This window comes from Pseudomonas abieticivorans, assembly GCF_023509015.1.
Lineage (GTDB): Bacteria > Pseudomonadota > Gammaproteobacteria > Pseudomonadales > Pseudomonadaceae > Aquipseudomonas > Aquipseudomonas abieticivorans.
Genome location: NZ_CP094975.1, coordinates 2,200,081 through 2,215,812, shown reverse-complemented (window position 1 = coordinate 2,215,812; position 15,732 = coordinate 2,200,081). Strand labels below are relative to the sequence as shown.

Sequence of the window (15,732 nt, the reverse complement as noted above, 5' to 3'; positions counted from 1 at the left end):
GTAAGAAGGATCTGAGATGACTGATCAAGCGAACACCGCTGCGGCGAACGAAACAGACACCGCACCGCAATTCTCCCTGCAGCGCATCTACGTGCGCGACCTGTCGTTCGAAGCGCCGAAAAGCCCGGCCATCTTCCGTCAGGCCTGGGAGCCAAGCGTTGCGCTGGACCTGAACACCCGTCAAAAAGGCCTGGAAGGCGACTTCCACGAGGTCGTGCTGACCCTGTCGGTTACCGTCAAGAACGGCGACGAAGTGGCGTTCATCGCTGAAGTACAGCAGGCTGGCATCTTTCTGATCGCCAACCTGGACGACGCTTCGATGAGCCACACACTGGGCGCGTTCTGCCCGAACATCCTGTTCCCGTACGCGCGTGAAGCGCTGGACAGCCTGGTGACCCGTGGTTCGTTCCCGGCACTGATGCTGGCCCCGGTGAACTTCGATGCCCTGTACGCACAAGAGCTGCAGCGCATGCAGGACTCGGGCGAAACCCCGGCTCCATCGCTGCAATAAGCTTGATGCAGTACTGAAAAAGCGCCCTTTGGGGCGCTTTTTTTTGGGGCATCGCCGCTCCTACGCGAAGCCCAGTTGCCGCCAACCTTCGTACACGGCCACGGCCACGGTGTTCGAAAGGTTCAGGCTGCGACAGCCCTCGCGCATGGGCAGGCGCAGGCGGTGGTCGCCGTCCAGGCTGTCGAGCACCTCGGGCGGCAAACCACGGCTTTCGGGGCCGAACAAAAACGCGTCGCCTTTCTCGAAGGCCACGTCGTGGAACGGCCGCGAGCCCTTGGTGGTGAACCCGAACAGGCGCGGCTGGCCCAGGCTTTCCAGGCAACTGGCCAAGTCTGCGTGGCGCTTGAGGGGCGCATACTCGTGGTAATCAAGGCCAGCACGGCGCAGGCGCTTGTCATCCAGCTCGAAGCCGATGGGCTCGATCAGGTGCAAGTGGCAGCCACTGTTGGCACACAGCCGTATAATGTTGCCAGTATTCGGCGGAATTTCTGGTTGAAAAAGGATGACGTGAAACATGCACGGCTCCGAGCTTAAAGACGGACAGCATTCTACTCCCGAACCGGACCCGCGTTCGAAACTATGGCCGCGTTTCCTCGGCTCGTTGGTAATTTTCGGCCTGATGGTGGGGCTAATGATCGGCCGCGTGACGGAACCGGACCCGCGTGCCCTGGAAAACATCGAGCCGGCGGCCGATGGGCTGGTGCTGTGGTTCAACGAGCAGCCCCGCATGCGAGAGCAGCAAGTCGATGGCGCCCTGGTGTATGCCTTCGACGCGCAGGGCCCCACGCGTGAGGGCCAGTTGCAGTTGGACGGCAAATTGGTGAACTGGCGCACGCGGCCTGGCGAAAGTGGTTTGCTGCTGAACGTAATCGCGGCGCGACCCTTGCACGGTGAGTGGTCGGGGGCTGCTGAAGAAGGGCGCTGGAGGCTGAAGCTCAGCCTCCGGGAGGAATAAAAGAGGGAATCCCCGGCCTGCCTGTACCAAGGTCCCCAAAAGGGTTTGAGCATGCCCGGCGGGCGCCGGGTGTCTCGGTGTAAAGAAGGGAAGCCCCAGCCTGCCTGTACCAAGGTTCCCAAAACGGTTTTGGAACACACCGCGCTGTGCGCTGGCGGTCCCGGTGTAAAGAGGGGAATCCCCGGCCTGCCTGTACCAAGGTCCCCGAAACTGGGTTGTGCTTAGTACATTGCAGGGCGCGTGCCAGTTTTATAAAGATGGCCACTCGGCGTTCGTTTTTTCTCTGTAATGCCCGGTCTACGGGGCTTGCAGTGGATTTGTACAAAAAATAGAAGCGTGCCAAGTGAGGGTAAAATCGTTTCAGCACGCCTTTTAGCGGTGCACCCGAATGGTCCAGTGCACGCGGTAGGAGCGGATTCCCGTGTCCCTGTAGGAGCGGATTCATCCGCGAAAAGAGCGATGCATAACATCAGGTACACCGCGGCGCGTTCTTCGCGGATAAATCCGCTCCTACAGACATTCCCGTGTCCCTGTAGGAGCGGATTAATCCGCGAAAAGAGCGACGCATAACATCAGGTACACCGCAGCGCGTTCTTCGCGGATAAATCCGCTCCTACAGACATTCCCGTGTCCCTGTAGGAGCGGATTCATCCGCGAAAAGAGCGCCGCATAACATCAGGTACACCGCAGCGCGTTCTTCGCGGATAAATCCTACAGACATTCCCGTGTCCCTGTAGCGGATTCATCCGCGAAAAGAGCGACGCATAACATCAGGTACACCGCGGCGCGTTCTTCGCGGATAAATCCGCTCCTACAGACATTCCCGTGTCCCTGTAGGAGCGGATTCATCCGCGAAAAGAGCGACGCATAGCATCAGGTACACCGCAGTGCGTTCTTCGCGGATAAATCCGCTCCTACAGACATTCCCGTGTCCCTGTAGGAGCGGATTCATCCGCGAAAAGAGCGCCGCGCAACATCAGGTACACCGCGGCGCGTTCTCCGCGGATAAACCCGCAAAAAAAAACGCCGCGGTAGGCCCTGGGGCGCCGCGGCGTTTTTTGCTACAGAGGGGATTAGGCGTCGTCGCCTTCGTCGTCATCCCCGCCGTCGACCTTCATGCCTAGCTCCTTGATTTTGCGGGTCAAGGTGTTGCGGCCCCAGCCCAGCAGCACGGCGGCATCGCGGCGGCGGCCAGCGGTGTGTTTCAGGGCGGTTTCGATCATGATCCGCTCGAAGCTCGGCACGGCGCTGTCCAGCAGGCTGGACTGGCCGCGTGCCAGGGCCTGGTCGGCCCATTGGCGCAGGGCCTGCTCCCAGTTGGTGACCGGTGCCGAATCCTGCGGCAGGCTCAACAGCTCGGGTGGCAGGTCGCCGATGTGCACTTCACGACCCGACGCCATCACGGTGATCCAGCGGCAGGTGTTTTCCAACTGGCGCACGTTGCCTGGCCACGGCAGGTTTTTCAGGTACTCCTCGGTTTCGGTTTTCAGCAGCTTGGGTTCGACCGCCAGTTCTTGCGCGGCGCGGCTGAGGAAGTGCTTGGCCAGGGTCGGGATGTCTTCGCGACGATCCGACAGGCGCGGGATATGAATGCGGATCACGTTCAGGCGGTGGAACAAGTCCTCGCGGAACTTGCCGGCATGTACCAAGGTTTCCAGGTTCTGGTGGGTGGCGGCGATGATGCGCACGTCCACCTTGACCGGGGTATGGCCGCCCACTCGGTAGAACTCGCCGTCAGCCAGCACGCGCAACAGGCGGGTCTGGGTGTCGGCCGGCATGTCGCCGATTTCGTCGAGGAACAGGGTGCCGCCGTCGGCTTGCTCGAAGCGGCCGCGACGCAGGTTGGCCGCGCCCGTGAAGGCGCCTTTTTCATGGCCGAACAGCTCCGACTCCATCAGGTCCTTTGGGATCGCTGCCATGTTCAGGGCGATGAACGGCGAAGCGGCCCGTGGGCTGTGGCGGTGCAGGGCGTGGGCAACCAGTTCTTTGCCGGTACCCGACTCGCCGTTGATCAGCACGGTGATGTTGGAGTGGCTCAGGCGACCGATCGCGCGAAACACTTCCTGCATGGCCGGGGCTTCACCGATGATTTCCGGCGTGCGGGTCAGGGCCGGCACTTCGGCCATGCCTTGCTGTTCCTGGGCGTGCTGGTTGGCGCGCTTGACCAGCGACACCGCCTCATCCACGTCAAACGGCTTGGGCAAGTACTCGAAGGCCCCGCCTTGGTAGGAGGCCACCGCGCTGTCCAAATCCGAATGCGCGGTCATGATGATCACTGGCAGGCGTGGGTGCTGTTCGCGAATACGCGCCAGCAGGTCCAGGCCGCTTGCACCGGGCATGCGGATGTCGGAAATGATTACGTCAGGTTGCTGGCGGGCCAGGCGGCTCATGACGCCATCGGCACTGTCGAAGCTTTGGGTGGTCATGCCTTCCTGTTGCAAGGCTTTTTCCAGGACCCAACGGATGGAACGGTCGTCATCGACGATCCAGACAGTTTCACTACGGCTCATGGCGAAGCGGCTCCTTGTTCCAGCGGAAGGAAGATCGAGAACGTGGTGTGGCCGGGGTGGCTTTCACACTCGATCAGGCCCTGGTGCTGACTGATGATGTTCTGGGTAATGGCCAGGCCCAACCCGGTGCCGTCGGGGCGACCACTGACCATTGGATAAAAAATTGTTTCTTGTAGTTCGGCCGGTATGCCCGGGCCGTTGTCGATAATTTCGATCTTGGTCACCAGGCGGTGGCGCACGTGGCCGATGGTGAACTGGCGCATGGCCCGCGAGCGCAAACTGATGCGGCCCAGGCGCAGCTCGTTCTGGCCGCTGATGGCCTGCATCGCGTTGCGCACGATGTTCAGCACGGCCTGGATCATCTGCTCGCGATCAATCAACACGTCCGGGATGCTCGGATCGTAGTCGCGCACCAAAGTGATGCAGCCTTGGCTTTCAGCCTCGACCAGTTGGCAGACGCGCTCCAATACTTCGTGGATATTGGTCATGGCCAACGACGGCAGCTTGTTGGAGCCCAGCATGCGGTCGACCAGGTTGCGCAGGCGGTCGGCCTCTTCGATGATGACGTTAGTGTAGTCCTTGAGATTTTCCTCGGGCAGTTCACGGGCCAGTAACTGCGCGGCGCCGCGGATGCCACCCAGGGGGTTCTTGATCTCGTGCGCCAGGCCACGCACCAGCATCTTGGTGGTTTCCTGCTTGGACAGTTGGGCCTCTTCCTTGGTGATGCGCAGCAAGCGGTCACGCGGGTGCACTTCCAACAGCAGCAAGGTGTTGCCATTGCTGAGGATAGGCGTCACGGCGTAGTCGACGGTCAGGGTCTGCCCGGTCAGGGCCGTCAGCATCGCTTCGCGCTTGGTGAAGGGATGGGCCTGCTCCACTGCCTGGCGCAGCGAGTTCAAGGCTTCTGCCGATTCGGTGAACAACTCACTGATGAACTGCCCATGGCTGCGTTGGCCGCTGATCGCCAGCAGCATCTCGGCGGCCGGGTTCATGTACTCCAGGCGCAGTTCGGCATTGAGCAGAATGGTGGCAGTGGTCAGGTTGTCCAGTAACAGTCGGTGCAGGGCATCACTTATGGTCATTAGCTGTCGTTGACCTCTTTTGGCACATGGCCGCTCATTCCATGAACTGGGCGGTGCGCGAGTAATCTGCGGATACAACATAAACTGCAAGAACCAAACCAAGGCTCCGAAAAGAAGCGGTCGCCTCGAAAAATAGCGCTTTCTCTGCTCATTTAGTGACCGGCTAGCAGTCGTCGATACCAGAATTGACCCAAAATGGGGATGAAAGCCTTTGCCTGAGTGCTTTTGCGCACCAATATGAAGCGTAGCGTCTGTGCCGACGCTCGGGAAGGGGGCCTTACTCGTCTGCGTCCGCTGGCTTGTCCGCGATCGGGCATTCGGGGCGCACACCGTAGTCTGCGGTTTTGCAGGGGCGGGCCTTGCGCTTCTGGGCAAGGGAGGTGCGTTGCATTTGGAAGGGTTGCGGCGGGGTCCGCTCGATGACGTTCTCTTGTGCATCGATAATCTCGGCAGACAGCTGGTGGCGGCCGCGATCTACATTTTTCAGTTGGAACACCGGGCTCACGCCAGGGCCGGCGACCACGTTGCCATCGAGCAGCAAGCGGTAGCCATGGCCGGGCTGCAGGCCGGGGTCGCTGGTGACAGTGACGATAAAGTCGCCGCTCATGGCTTGCACCGTGGCATCCGGTTCCGGAATCAGGATGCGTAGCATCTGGTAATGCTGCAATGGCAGGGTGACCGGCTTTCTTTTCGGCTTTGGCAGCACCTTTTGCGGCAACTGGGCCGGGCTCATGCTGTTGCTTTCGGCGATCTGCACTTTTTTGGCGTTGCTGTGGGGCTGGTCGGTGAATACCCGATTGCCGTTGGCGTCCACGTAAGTGAATACCTCGGCGCCATTGGCGGGCAGGCTCAGCGACAGCCAGGTGATGCAGGCGGCCAGCAATAGGCGGGTCAAGGTACGTGCACTCGCTGAACGGTGAAGGTCACCGTCGGGCTTTGCTGCACCAGTTCACCGTTGCTCAACACCTGCACCGCCAGGCTGTGCTCGCCCCGGTCGACGTTGACCAATTGCAGGCGCGGCACGTTGCTGGGTTGCCCGTAAGGCTTGCCATCGAGTTGCAGGCGCAGCACGTGCCCAGGTTGCAGGCGTGGCGCAAGGTCGACCCCAACGGTAAAGGTGCCGTTGTTGGCGCGCAGGGCTTCTGCGGTCGGGATGTCGGTCAACTGCAGGGTGTCGTAGGCCGGCGCCGCCACGCCCTTGTTTCTGGGGACGTGGGCTTGGGGCAAGGTTTGCGGCTGTGGCTGCACACTGTTGAGTGGCGGCAGTTCGACCGTCTCGCTGGCGGTGCCATTGGGCGGCTCGTTGGAGTAGGCGGTGTTGCCATCAGCGTCGGTGTATTTGTAGATCTGCGCGAAGGCTGGCAGTGATACCAGCAACAACAGGCAGACAAGGCATGAACGCATGAAGGCTTCCCTTGGCCATTGAGCGAGAACCAGGGCCTGATACCGCGCTTGGCCCTGGCTGCCAGCATAGAGCAGTTTCATGCCCTTGGGTTTATCGGTTTGGATACACGCACAGCTCGGCGGTGGCGCGTACCAGGGCCAGGTGGTGCAACGCGTCCTTGGCTGCGGCCTTGTTGGCTTGGGCCAGCCACTGCGGGCATTGCGGGTCTTGGCGGTAGGGGCTGAAGTCCGCAAGCTGTTGCAGCAAGTGTTTCTGCAGCTCGTCCAGGCGTGGGCGGATCTGCCCTACCAGGTCGGGGCGCGGGCTGTCGGGGGCCTTGCCTTGCAGGTGCCAGTCGGACAGGTGGGCGTATTGCACCAGCTTGTTGGCCTCGATCTGCGCCGAGAAGAATTGCTCCACCGCGCCGGGTTCAAGCTTGTAGGTGGGGGCCAAGGCAATGGCGCCGTTGATCACGTCTTTTTCCCGCGGGCGGTCTTCCACGGCCTTGTGGCTGTCCCATTTGCTCAAGGCGACCTGGTCGGCGATGGCCAAACGTTCCTGGACGCTGGCCAGCAGCGGCGTGAGGCTGGCCGGTGGGGCGGCGAAGGCGGGGGTGGCGAGCAAGGTGGCGGTGATCAGCAGTAGGATTTTGTGCATAAAGTTTCCATTGTTTTTATGGGGTATCGACGGCACCCCGGTTCATCCGCGAACCAGGCGCTAGCATTCTAACAGGCATAAAAAAGGCCTCCCAAGGGAGGCCTTTTTCACATCACGGGATTAGCAGCTGTAGTACAGCTCGTATTCCAGTGGGTGTACGAAGGTACGAACCTTGATTTCTTCTTCGCTTTTCAGGGCGATGTAAGCGTCGATGAAGTCGTCGCTGAAAACGCCGCCTTTGGTCAGGAACGCACGACCTTTGTCCAGCTCTTCCAGGGCTTCTTTCAGGCTGCCGCAAACTTGTGGGATCTCTTTGGCCTCTTCAGGCGGCAGGTCATACAGGTTTTTGTCAGCTGCGTCGCCAGGGTGGATCTTGTTCTGGATGCCGTCCAGGCCAGCCATCAACAGAGCAGCGAATGCCAGGTACGGGTTGGCTGCTGGATCCGGGAAGCGTGCTTCGATACGACGGCCTTTAGGGCTGTTGACGTAAGGAATACGGATCGAGGCGGAACGGTTGCGAGCCGAGTAGGCCAGCATGACCGGAGCTTCGAAGCCTGGCACCAGACGCTTGTAGGAGTTGGTGGCCGGGTTGGTGAAGCCGTTCAGGGCCTTACCGTGCTTGATGATACCGCCGATGAAGTACAGGGCGGTGTCGGACAGGCCGGCATAGCCTTCGCCAGCGAAGGTGTTCTTGCCATCTTTGGAGATGGACATGTGAACGTGCATACCCGAACCGTTATCGCCGTACAGTGGCTTAGGCATGAAGGTAGCGGTGCGGCCGTAGGCGTCGGCAACGTTGTGTACGACGTATTTCAGGGTCTGAACTTCGTCAGCCTTTTTAACCAGCGTGTTGAATTTCACGCCGATTTCGTTCTGGCCAGCGGTCGCCACTTCGTGGTGGTGAACTTCCACGGTCTGGCCCATTTCTTCCAGGGCGTTGCACATTGCGGTGCGGATTTCGTGGTCGTGGTCGAACGGCGGAACTGGGAAGTAACCACCTTTGATGCCTGGACGGTGGCCTTTGTTGCCGCCTTCGATGTCCTGGTCGGACATCCACGAACCTTGTTCAGAGTAGATTTTGAACATGGAGCCGGAGATGTCGGACTTGAACTTCACTTCGTCGAAGATGAAGAATTCTGGCTCTGGGCCTGCGAACACAGTGTCACCGATACCGGTGGACTTCAGGTATTCCTCGGCGCGGTGAGCGATGGCGCGTGGGTCGCGATCGTAACCTTGCATGGTCGAAGGTTCGATGATGTCGCAGATCAGGATCAGCGTCGGCTCTTCGGTGAACGGGTCCAGCACGGCGGTTTCGTCGTCTGGCAGCAGGATCATGTCGGAGGCTTCGATGCCTTTCCAGCCAGAGATGGAGGAACCGTCGAACATTTTGCCGACTTCAAAGAAGTCGTCTTCCAGCGCATCGCGAGCAGGCATGGTCACATGGTGCTGGGTGCCTTTGGTGTCCGTGAAGCGCAGATCAATCCATTTAACGTCATGATCTTTGATGAGTTGAACCGACTTCGACATGGTGTCCTCCGGGTGGATTAGGGCTTGATAGTGGAGAGCCCTTCAATTTGGGTGATGCCGGCGCAGATACTCTGCCAAGGCAACCTGCCTCACAAGGGAGCAATTTGCATGCCAGTGCCCTCATATGGGTTTTTTGCCCCAAACACAGGCGTTCAGGGCTTATTTAAAGGTTTTGCGGCGATTTGACGCACCATAGTGACGCACGTTTAAATCAAAACGACCTTTTTTAGTGCGCTGAAAACCTTCTGTACGATAACTGGTCAAACCTTGAGCAATTTCCGCTATAATCCGCCCCCCTCTTTTTTAGCTGGCATCTCGCGCGCAGTTTTCATGAAACTAATCGTAAAAGTCTTTCCAGAGATCACCATCAAGAGCCGGCCGGTGCGCAAGCGCTTCATCCGCCAGCTCGCCAAGAACATCCGCACAGTGCTCCGCGACCTGGACCCTGCGCTGGTGGTCGACGGCGTGTGGGACAACCTCACGGTCACGACCAAAATCGCCGACCCGAAAGTGCTGCACGAGATGACCGAGCGCCTGAGCTGCACGCCGGGTATTACCCACTTCCTGCAAGTGGACGAGTACCCGCTGGGCGACTTCGACGATATCGTTGCCAAATGCAAAGAGCATTTCGGGCCGCTGCTGGCCGGCAAGATCTTTTCGGTGCGCTGCAAGCGCGCCGGCCGTCACACCTTCACCTCCATGGACGTGGATCGGTATGTTGGCAGCCAATTGCGTCAGCAGTGTGGCGCCGCCGGTATCGACCTCAAGCAGCCGCAGGTGAAGGTGCGCATTGAAATCCGCGACCAGCGCCTCTATGTAATCCATGGTCAGCACGAAGGCATCGGCGGTTACCCGCTGGGCGCCTTGGAGCAGACCCTGGTGCTGATGTCCGGTGGTTTCGACTCCACCGTGGCCGCCTACCAGATGATGCGTCGCGGCCTGATGACCCATTTCTGCTTCTTCAACCTGGGCGGCCGTGCCCACGAATTGGGCGTGATGGAAGTCGCGCACTTCCTCTGGAAGAAGTACGGCAGTTCGCAGCGCGTGCTGTTCGTCAGCGTGCCGTTTGAAGAAGTGCTGGGCGAAATTCTCGGCAAGGTCGACAACAGTCACATGGGCGTCGTGCTCAAGCGTATGATGTTGCGCGCCGCCACCCGCATTGCCGATCGTCTGCAAATCGACGCGCTGGTAACCGGCGAGGCGATCTCGCAAGTGTCGAGCCAGACGCTTCCGAACCTCTCGGTGATCGATTCTGCTACAGAAAAGCTGGTGCTGCGTCCATTGCTTGCCAGCCATAAGCAGGACATCATTGACCAGGCGACTGAAATCGGCACTGCCGACTTCGCCAAACACATGCCAGAATACTGTGGTGTGATTTCCGTAAGCCCCACCACAAATGCCAAGCGCAACCGTGTCGTCTACGAAGAACAGCAGTTCGACATGGCCATACTTGAGCGCGCGCTGGAACGCGCCAAACTGGTGTCGATCGACAATGTGATCGATGAGCTGGGCCAGGATATCGAGATCGAGGAAGTCAGCGAAGCGCTGGCCGGCCAGGTCATTGTCGATATCCGCCACCCGGACGCCCAGGAAGACGAGCCACTCGAGCTCGACGGCATTGAGGTCAAGGCCCTGCCGTTTTATGCACTGAACAGCCGTTTCAAGGAACTGGACCCTACTCGCCAGTACCTGCTGTATTGCGACAAAGGCGTGATGAGTCGCCTGCATGCCCACCATTTGCTCAGTGAGGGGCATGCCAATGTGCGCGTTTATCGACCGAGCTAAGTGCCCGGGGCTGTTTGCCTGTGGCCTGCGTCACCGGCCCCCCGACGCCGCCGTTAAGTTGTAATGGCTTTAACGGACTCTACTGTTAATCGCTGCCACCAGTTGTTGTCAGCACACCGAATCCTCTGATCGAGATACACAAGTGATCGAAAATCTACGTAACATCGCCATCATTGCTCACGTTGACCATGGTAAAACCACCCTGGTAGACAAACTCTTGCGTCAATCCGGCACCCTGGAGCGCAACGAGCTCAACGACGAGCGCGTGATGGACTCCAACGACCAGGAGAAAGAGCGCGGTATTACCATCCTGGCGAAAAACACCGCCATCAACTGGAACGGCTACCACATCAACATCGTGGACACCCCGGGCCACGCCGACTTCGGCGGCGAAGTTGAACGTGTAATGTCGATGGTTGACTCCGTTCTGCTGCTGGTTGACGCTCAAGACGGCCCTATGCCGCAAACTCGTTTCGTGACCAAGAAGGCTTTCGAAGCCGGCCTGCGTCCAATCGTGTGCATCAACAAGGTTGACCGTCCAGGCGCGCGTCCGGACTGGGTTCTGGACCAGATCTTCGACCTGTTCGACAACCTGGGTGCCACCGAAGAACAGCTGGACTTCAAAGTCGTCTACGCCTCGGCCCTGAACGGTATTGCCGGTCTGGACCACACCGACATGGCTGAAGACATGACCCCGCTGTACCAGTCGATCGTCGACAACGTACCAGCACCGGCTGTTGACCGTGAAGGCCCGTTCCAGATGCAAATCTCCGCACTGGACTACAACAGCTTCCTGGGTGTCATCGGCGTTGGCCGTATCGCTCGTGGTAGCGTCAAGCCGAACACCCCTGTCGTGGCCATCGGTGCCGACGGCAAGAAGCGTAACGGCCGTATCCTGAAGCTGATGGGTCACCACGGTCTGCACCGCATCGACGTTGAAGAAGCGTTCGCAGGCGACATCGTGTGCGTCAGCGGTATGGAGTCGCTGTTCATCTCCGACACCCTGTGCCAGCCGGACACTGTCGAGGCGATGAAGCCTCTGACCGTCGACGAGCCAACCGTTTCCATGACTTTCCAGGTAAACGACTCGCCTTTCTGCGGTAAAGAAGGCAAGTTCGTGACTTCCCGTAACATCAAGGAACGTCTGGACAAAGAGCTGCTGTACAACGTTGCTCTGCGCGTTGAAGAAGGCGACTCGGCTGACAAGTTCAAGGTTTCCGGCCGTGGTGAGCTGCACCTCTCGGTACTGATCGAAACCATGCGTCGCGAAGGCTTCGAAATGGGCGTTGGTCGCCCGGAAGTGATCATCCGTCAGGTTGACGGCGTGAAGCAGGAACCGTTCGAAAACGTCACCATCGACACCCCTGAAGAATCCCAGGGCAAGGTCATGGAAGAGATGGGCCTGCGTAAGGGCGACCTGACCAACATGGTGCCGGATGGCAAGGGCCGTGTTCGTCTGGAATACAACATCCCTGCTCGCGGTCTGATCGGTTTCCGTAACCAGTTCCTGACCCTGACCAACGGTGCTGGCATCCTGACCTCGATCTTCGATCGTTACGACGCGATGAAGTCCGGCCACATGTCCGGCCGCCAGAACGGCGTTCTGGTTTCGGTTGAAACCGGCAAGGCGCTGACCTACTCCCTGGAAACTCTGCAGGCGCGTGGCAAGCTGTTCGTTGAGCACGGTCAAGAGATCTACAACGGTCAGATCGTTGGCTTGAACAGCCGTGACACCGACATGGGCGTCAACCCAACCAAAGGCAAGAAGCTCGACAACATGCGTGCTTCGGGTAAAGACGAAACCATCGCCCTGGTTCCACCTGTTCGCTTCACCCTGGAACAGGCTCTGGAATTCATCCAGGACGACGAGCTGTGCGAAGTGACTCCTAAGTCGATCCGCCTGCGCAAGAAGATCCTGGACGAAGGCGAGCGTACCCGCGCTGCCAAGAAAGCCAAGAACTGATTGTTCTAGCTACGGCTGAATAAAAACGCCCCCGGTCGAAAGGCCGGGGGCGTTTTTGTTTGCCTGCGATTTACCGAATCCCCCTGTAGCGGATTGATCCGCGAAAAGAGCACTGCGGTGCTCCAATAACACCGAGTCGCATTTTTCGCGGATCAATCCGCTCCTACAGAGTGGGCGCGTGAATCAGCGGGTGACGGCTTTTGGCTTGTAGGCGCAGTAACCAGGGCGCGGTCCGATCTTGGGGTGGTTGCGGCAGGTATCCGGGCGCTTGTCGTACACGGTGCACAGGCGGCTCTTGCGGTCCAGGTACAGGCAATCGTTGTTGCTCATGCGCTGCAGGGTAAAGATCCCCGACTTCTGATTGAAACGCTCGACGATGCCGTCCTTTTGCAGGCGCTTGGCAATGTTCTTCGGCGGTTCGCCCATCTCGAATTCATCGACCACGCCGATGCGGATCAAGTCCTTGATTTTCACTTCCACCGGCAGCGTGCAGCAGCTCGAGATGCACGCTCCGCACATGGGGGCGGAGTATTTCTGCCAAGTGTCGAGACGGTCGATCTCGGCGGCGGCAATCAGGCTAGTCTTCATCATCAGCTTTGGGTTTCGGGGTGATCGGGCGCGCGATCATACCGGCATTGGTGAAAAAGTGAACAACCATTTGCCGGTTTCTCCAGGCTTTCTTTTACATTAAATACGCATAAAAGCGCGAACCAGGGCTTTCGCCTTGTGTCGAACCGTCTAGGCTGAAACAACCCCGCTTGTAAAAATCCGTCAACTTCCCCCGAGGACGTCTCAATGTCTCAGGAACCGCTCGTTCGTGAAGCCGAGGTAGCCGACTTCAAGGCTGCTGTACTCGCCAAACTGACCTACGCGGTGGGCAAGGACCCTGATCATGCATTTGATCACGACTGGTTCGAAGCCATTGCACTGGCTGCACGGGATCACATGGTCGAACACTGGATGGACCATACCCGGCAGATTTATCGCAAGGGACAAAAACGTGTCTACTACCTTTCCCTGGAGTTTCTGATCGGCAGGCTGCTGTACGACAGCCTGAGCAACCTGGGCTTGCTGGACATCGCCCGCGAAGCCCTGACCGACCTTGGCGTGGATCTGGAGCGCATTCGCCTGCTGGAACCGGATGCGGCGCTGGGCAACGGTGGCCTGGGCCGTTTGGCGGCCTGCTTCATGGAAAGCATGTCCACCTTGGGGATCGCCGCCCATGGCTACGGCATCCGCTACGAGCACGGTCTGTTTCGCCAGGCCATCGTCGACGGCTGGCAGCAGGAACAAACCGAGAACTGGCTGGATTTTGGCAACCCCTGGGAGTTCGAGCGCCCCGAGGTGATCTACCCGATCAGCTTTGGCGGCCATGTGGAGACCGTGCACGATGCCGTCGGGCAGCCCAAGCAGGTCTGGTGGCCGGCTGAAACGGTACGGGCGGTGGCTTACGACACGCCAGTGGTGGGGTGGCGCGGCTCCAGCGTGAACACCTTGCGCCTGTGGCGGGCCCGTGCGTTGGAAGAACTGCACCTGGAGCGCTTCAACGCCGGTGACCACTTGGGCGCCGTGGCGGAGGTGGCCCGGGCCGAGAGCATCTCGCGCGTGCTGTACCCGGCCGACAGTACCGAGGCCGGCCAGGAACTGCGCCTGCGCCAGGAGTACTTTTTCGTGTCGGCGTCGTTGCAGGACTTGCTGCGCCGGCACCTGAACATGCACCCCACGGTGCTCAACCTGAATGACTCGGCGGCTATTCAGCTCAACGACACGCACCCCTCCATCGCCGTGGCCGAGTTGATGCGCCTGCTGGTGGACACCCATGCCGTCGCATGGGAAACCGCCTGGGACATCACCGTCAAGACCCTGGCCTACACCAACCACACCCTGCTGCCCGAAGCCCTGGAAACCTGGCCGGTGGGCCTGATGGAGCGCATGCTGCCGCGGCACATGCAGATCATCTACCTGATCAACGCCTACCATATCGATTCGCTGCGGGCCAAAGGCGTGCACGACTTCGACGTGTTGCGCGCGGTGTCGCTGATCGAGGAAGACAACGGCCGTCGCGTGCGCATGGGCAACCTGGCGTTCCTGGGCTCGCACAGCGTGAACGGCGTATCGGGCCTGCACACCACGCTGATGCGCAGCACCGTGTTCTCGGAAATGCACAAGTTGTACCCGGACCGGATCAACAACAAGACCAACGGCATCACCTTCCGCCGCTGGTTGTTCCAGTCCAACGCCGAGTTGACCGGCATGATCGTCGACGCGCTGGGGCCAGACGTGCTCGACCATCCCGAGCAGCGCCTGATAGAGCTGGAGCCTTTTGCCGAGAAACCGGCGTTTCGCAAGGCATTCGCCGCCCAGCGGCTCAACAGCAAAAAGGCCTTGGCGCGGATTATCCAGGAGCGGCTGGGGGTGGTGGTCAACCCCGAGGCAATGTTCGACGTGCAGGTCAAGCGGATCCACGAGTACAAGCGCCAACTGCTCAACCTGATGCACACCGTGGCGCTGTACCAGGCCATTCGCGCCGAGCCTGGCACCAACTGGGTGCCCAGGGTGAAGATCTTTGCCGGCAAGGCGGCGGCCAGTTATCACCAGGCCAAGTTGATCATCAAGCTTGCCAACGACATCGCCCGTACCATCAACAACGACCCCACCGTGCGTGGCTTGCTCAAAGTGGTGTTCCTGCCCAACTACAACGTCAGCCTGGCGGAAAGCATTATCCCGGCGGCCGATTTGTCCGAGCAGATCTCTACCGCCGGCTACGAGGCCTCGGGCACCAGTAACATGAAGTTCGGCCTCAACGGCGCATTGACCATCGGCACCCTGGACGGTGCCAACGTGGAAATGTGCGACCAGGTGGGTGCCGAGCACATGTTTATCTTTGGCCTGACCTCGCATGAGGTAGAGGCCCGCAAGCATGGTGGTGAGTTCAATGCCAACGCCGAGGTCGCGGCCTCGCACCGTTTGAATGACGTGTTGCAGGCGATCCGTGGCGGTACCTTCTCGCCAGACGATCCGTCGCGCTATGCGGGGCTGATCGACGGCCTGGTGGGGTATGACCGCTTCCTGCTGTGCGCCGATTTCGATGCCTACTGGGATGCGCAGAAGCGCGTCGAGGACCTTTGGCACGATCCGGCCAAGTGGTGGCGCTCGGCAGTGCTTAACACCGCGCGCATGGGTTGGTTCTCGTCTGACCGGACCATTCGCGAGTACGCCGAGCAAATCTGGGACGCCTTGGAATGATCTTCTGAGCGCGTGGTAGGGCAAGGCCCTCGCTAGCCGAGGGCCATGGCTGCATCAATTCGCGGGCCGGGCGTGCTTTCGTCCGGCCCGTTTGCGTCCAAAGGATCTGTAA

13 protein-coding genes are annotated in these 15,732 nt (G+C 59.7%); 5 read left to right on the top strand and 8 right to left on the bottom strand.

Annotation, left to right across the window (positions count from 1 at the left end; translation table 11 throughout):
- The first annotated feature begins 16 nt into the window (after positions 1-16).
- On the top strand, positions 17-511 hold the full coding sequence (gene secB, locus L9B60_RS09905) for a protein-export chaperone SecB (RefSeq protein ID WP_249678315.1): 495 nt from the start codon (positions 17-19) through the stop codon (positions 509-511).
- A gap of 60 nt (positions 512-571) precedes the next feature.
- Here the strand turns inward: secB and L9B60_RS09900 are convergent, their stop codons facing one another.
- Positions 572-1,027 carry a tRNA (cytidine(34)-2'-O)-methyltransferase gene (locus L9B60_RS09900; protein ID WP_249678314.1) on the bottom strand — a complete coding sequence of 152 codons (456 nt, stop codon included), beginning with the start codon at positions 1,025-1,027 and terminating at the stop codon, positions 572-574.
- On the opposite strand from L9B60_RS09900, the gene L9B60_RS09895 reads away from it, so the two are divergent.
- Positions 1,026-1,466 carry a hypothetical protein gene (locus L9B60_RS09895; protein ID WP_249678313.1) on the top strand — a complete coding sequence of 147 codons (441 nt, stop codon included), beginning with the start codon at positions 1,026-1,028 and terminating at the stop codon, positions 1,464-1,466. The genes L9B60_RS09900 and L9B60_RS09895 overlap by 2 nt on opposite strands.
- A 1,073-nt stretch (positions 1,467-2,539) precedes the next feature.
- Here the strand turns inward: L9B60_RS09895 and ntrC are convergent.
- The 6 genes from ntrC to glnA all read right to left on the bottom strand — a co-directional run bounded on the left by ntrC (position 2,540) and on the right by glnA (position 8,626).
- Positions 2,540-3,976, bottom strand: coding sequence for a nitrogen regulation protein NR(I) (gene ntrC / locus L9B60_RS09890; protein WP_249678312.1), 1,437 nt, complete (start codon positions 3,974-3,976; stop codon positions 2,540-2,542).
- Positions 3,973-5,058 carry a nitrogen regulation protein NR(II) gene (gene glnL, locus L9B60_RS09885; protein ID WP_249678311.1) on the bottom strand — a complete coding sequence of 362 codons (1,086 nt, stop codon included), beginning with the start codon at positions 5,056-5,058 and terminating at the stop codon, positions 3,973-3,975. Before glnL ends, ntrC begins: the two co-directional genes overlap by 4 nt.
- Before the next feature lie 277 nt (positions 5,059-5,335).
- Positions 5,336-5,953, bottom strand: coding sequence for a DUF4124 domain-containing protein (locus tag L9B60_RS09880; protein ID WP_249678310.1), 618 nt, complete (start codon positions 5,951-5,953; stop codon positions 5,336-5,338).
- Complete coding sequence (locus tag L9B60_RS09875) at positions 5,950-6,462, bottom strand: DUF4124 domain-containing protein (RefSeq protein ID WP_249678309.1); 513 nt, start codon at positions 6,460-6,462, stop codon at positions 5,950-5,952. The genes L9B60_RS09880 and L9B60_RS09875 overlap by 4 nt, the downstream gene beginning before the upstream one ends.
- A gap of 91 nt (positions 6,463-6,553) precedes the next feature.
- Entirely contained in the window at positions 6,554-7,099 is a 546-nt protein-coding gene (locus tag L9B60_RS09870) for a chorismate mutase (RefSeq protein WP_249678308.1), read from the bottom strand.
- Between the two features lie 120 nt (positions 7,100-7,219).
- A complete protein-coding gene (glnA, locus tag L9B60_RS09865; RefSeq protein ID WP_249678307.1) occupies positions 7,220-8,626 on the bottom strand; it encodes a glutamate--ammonia ligase in 1,407 nt (468 codons plus the stop codon).
- Positions 8,627-8,956: 330 nt separating this feature from the next.
- Between glnA and thiI the strand changes: the two genes are divergently transcribed.
- Positions 8,957-10,411, top strand: a complete 1,455-nt coding sequence (gene thiI, locus L9B60_RS09860; RefSeq protein WP_249678306.1) for a tRNA uracil 4-sulfurtransferase ThiI — start codon at positions 8,957-8,959, stop codon at positions 10,409-10,411.
- A 142-nt stretch (positions 10,412-10,553) separates the two neighbouring features.
- Positions 10,554-12,374, top strand: coding sequence for a translational GTPase TypA (gene typA / locus L9B60_RS09855; RefSeq protein WP_249678305.1), 1,821 nt, complete (start codon positions 10,554-10,556; stop codon positions 12,372-12,374).
- Positions 12,375-12,557: 183 nt separating this feature from the next.
- Here the strand turns inward: typA and L9B60_RS09850 are convergent, their stop codons facing one another.
- Positions 12,558-12,965, bottom strand: a complete 408-nt coding sequence (locus L9B60_RS09850) for a YkgJ family cysteine cluster protein (protein ID WP_249678304.1) — start codon at positions 12,963-12,965, stop codon at positions 12,558-12,560.
- 204 nt (positions 12,966-13,169) lie between these two features.
- Here L9B60_RS09850 and L9B60_RS09845 point away from each other — a divergent pair, with 204 nt between their 5' ends.
- Positions 13,170-15,620, top strand: a complete 2,451-nt coding sequence (locus L9B60_RS09845) for a glycogen/starch/alpha-glucan phosphorylase (RefSeq protein WP_249678303.1) — start codon at positions 13,170-13,172, stop codon at positions 15,618-15,620.
- Positions 15,621-15,732: the final 112 nt, after the last annotated feature.

Coding starts and splice junctions, on each gene's coding strand:
- glnA (WP_249678307.1), bottom strand. CDS start 8,626: ATGTCGAAGTCGGTTCAACTCATCAAAGATCATGACGTTAAATGGATT.
- ntrC (WP_249678312.1), bottom strand. CDS start 3,976: ATGAGCCGTAGTGAAACTGTCTGGATCGTCGATGACGACCGTTCCATC.
- L9B60_RS09900 (WP_249678314.1), bottom strand. CDS start 1,027: ATGTTTCACGTCATCCTTTTTCAACCAGAAATTCCGCCGAATACTGGC.
- glnL (WP_249678311.1), bottom strand. CDS start 5,058: ATGACCATAAGTGATGCCCTGCACCGACTGTTACTGGACAACCTGACC.
- L9B60_RS09875 (WP_249678309.1), bottom strand. CDS start 6,462: ATGCGTTCATGCCTTGTCTGCCTGTTGTTGCTGGTATCACTGCCAGCC.
- L9B60_RS09850 (WP_249678304.1), bottom strand. CDS start 12,965: ATGATGAAGACTAGCCTGATTGCCGCCGCCGAGATCGACCGTCTCGAC.
- L9B60_RS09870 (WP_249678308.1), bottom strand. CDS start 7,099: ATGCACAAAATCCTACTGCTGATCACCGCCACCTTGCTCGCCACCCCC.
- secB (WP_249678315.1), top strand. CDS start 17: ATGACTGATCAAGCGAACACCGCTGCGGCGAACGAAACAGACACCGCA.
- L9B60_RS09845 (WP_249678303.1), top strand. CDS start 13,170: ATGTCTCAGGAACCGCTCGTTCGTGAAGCCGAGGTAGCCGACTTCAAG.
- thiI (WP_249678306.1), top strand. CDS start 8,957: ATGAAACTAATCGTAAAAGTCTTTCCAGAGATCACCATCAAGAGCCGG.
- L9B60_RS09895 (WP_249678313.1), top strand. CDS start 1,026: ATGCACGGCTCCGAGCTTAAAGACGGACAGCATTCTACTCCCGAACCG.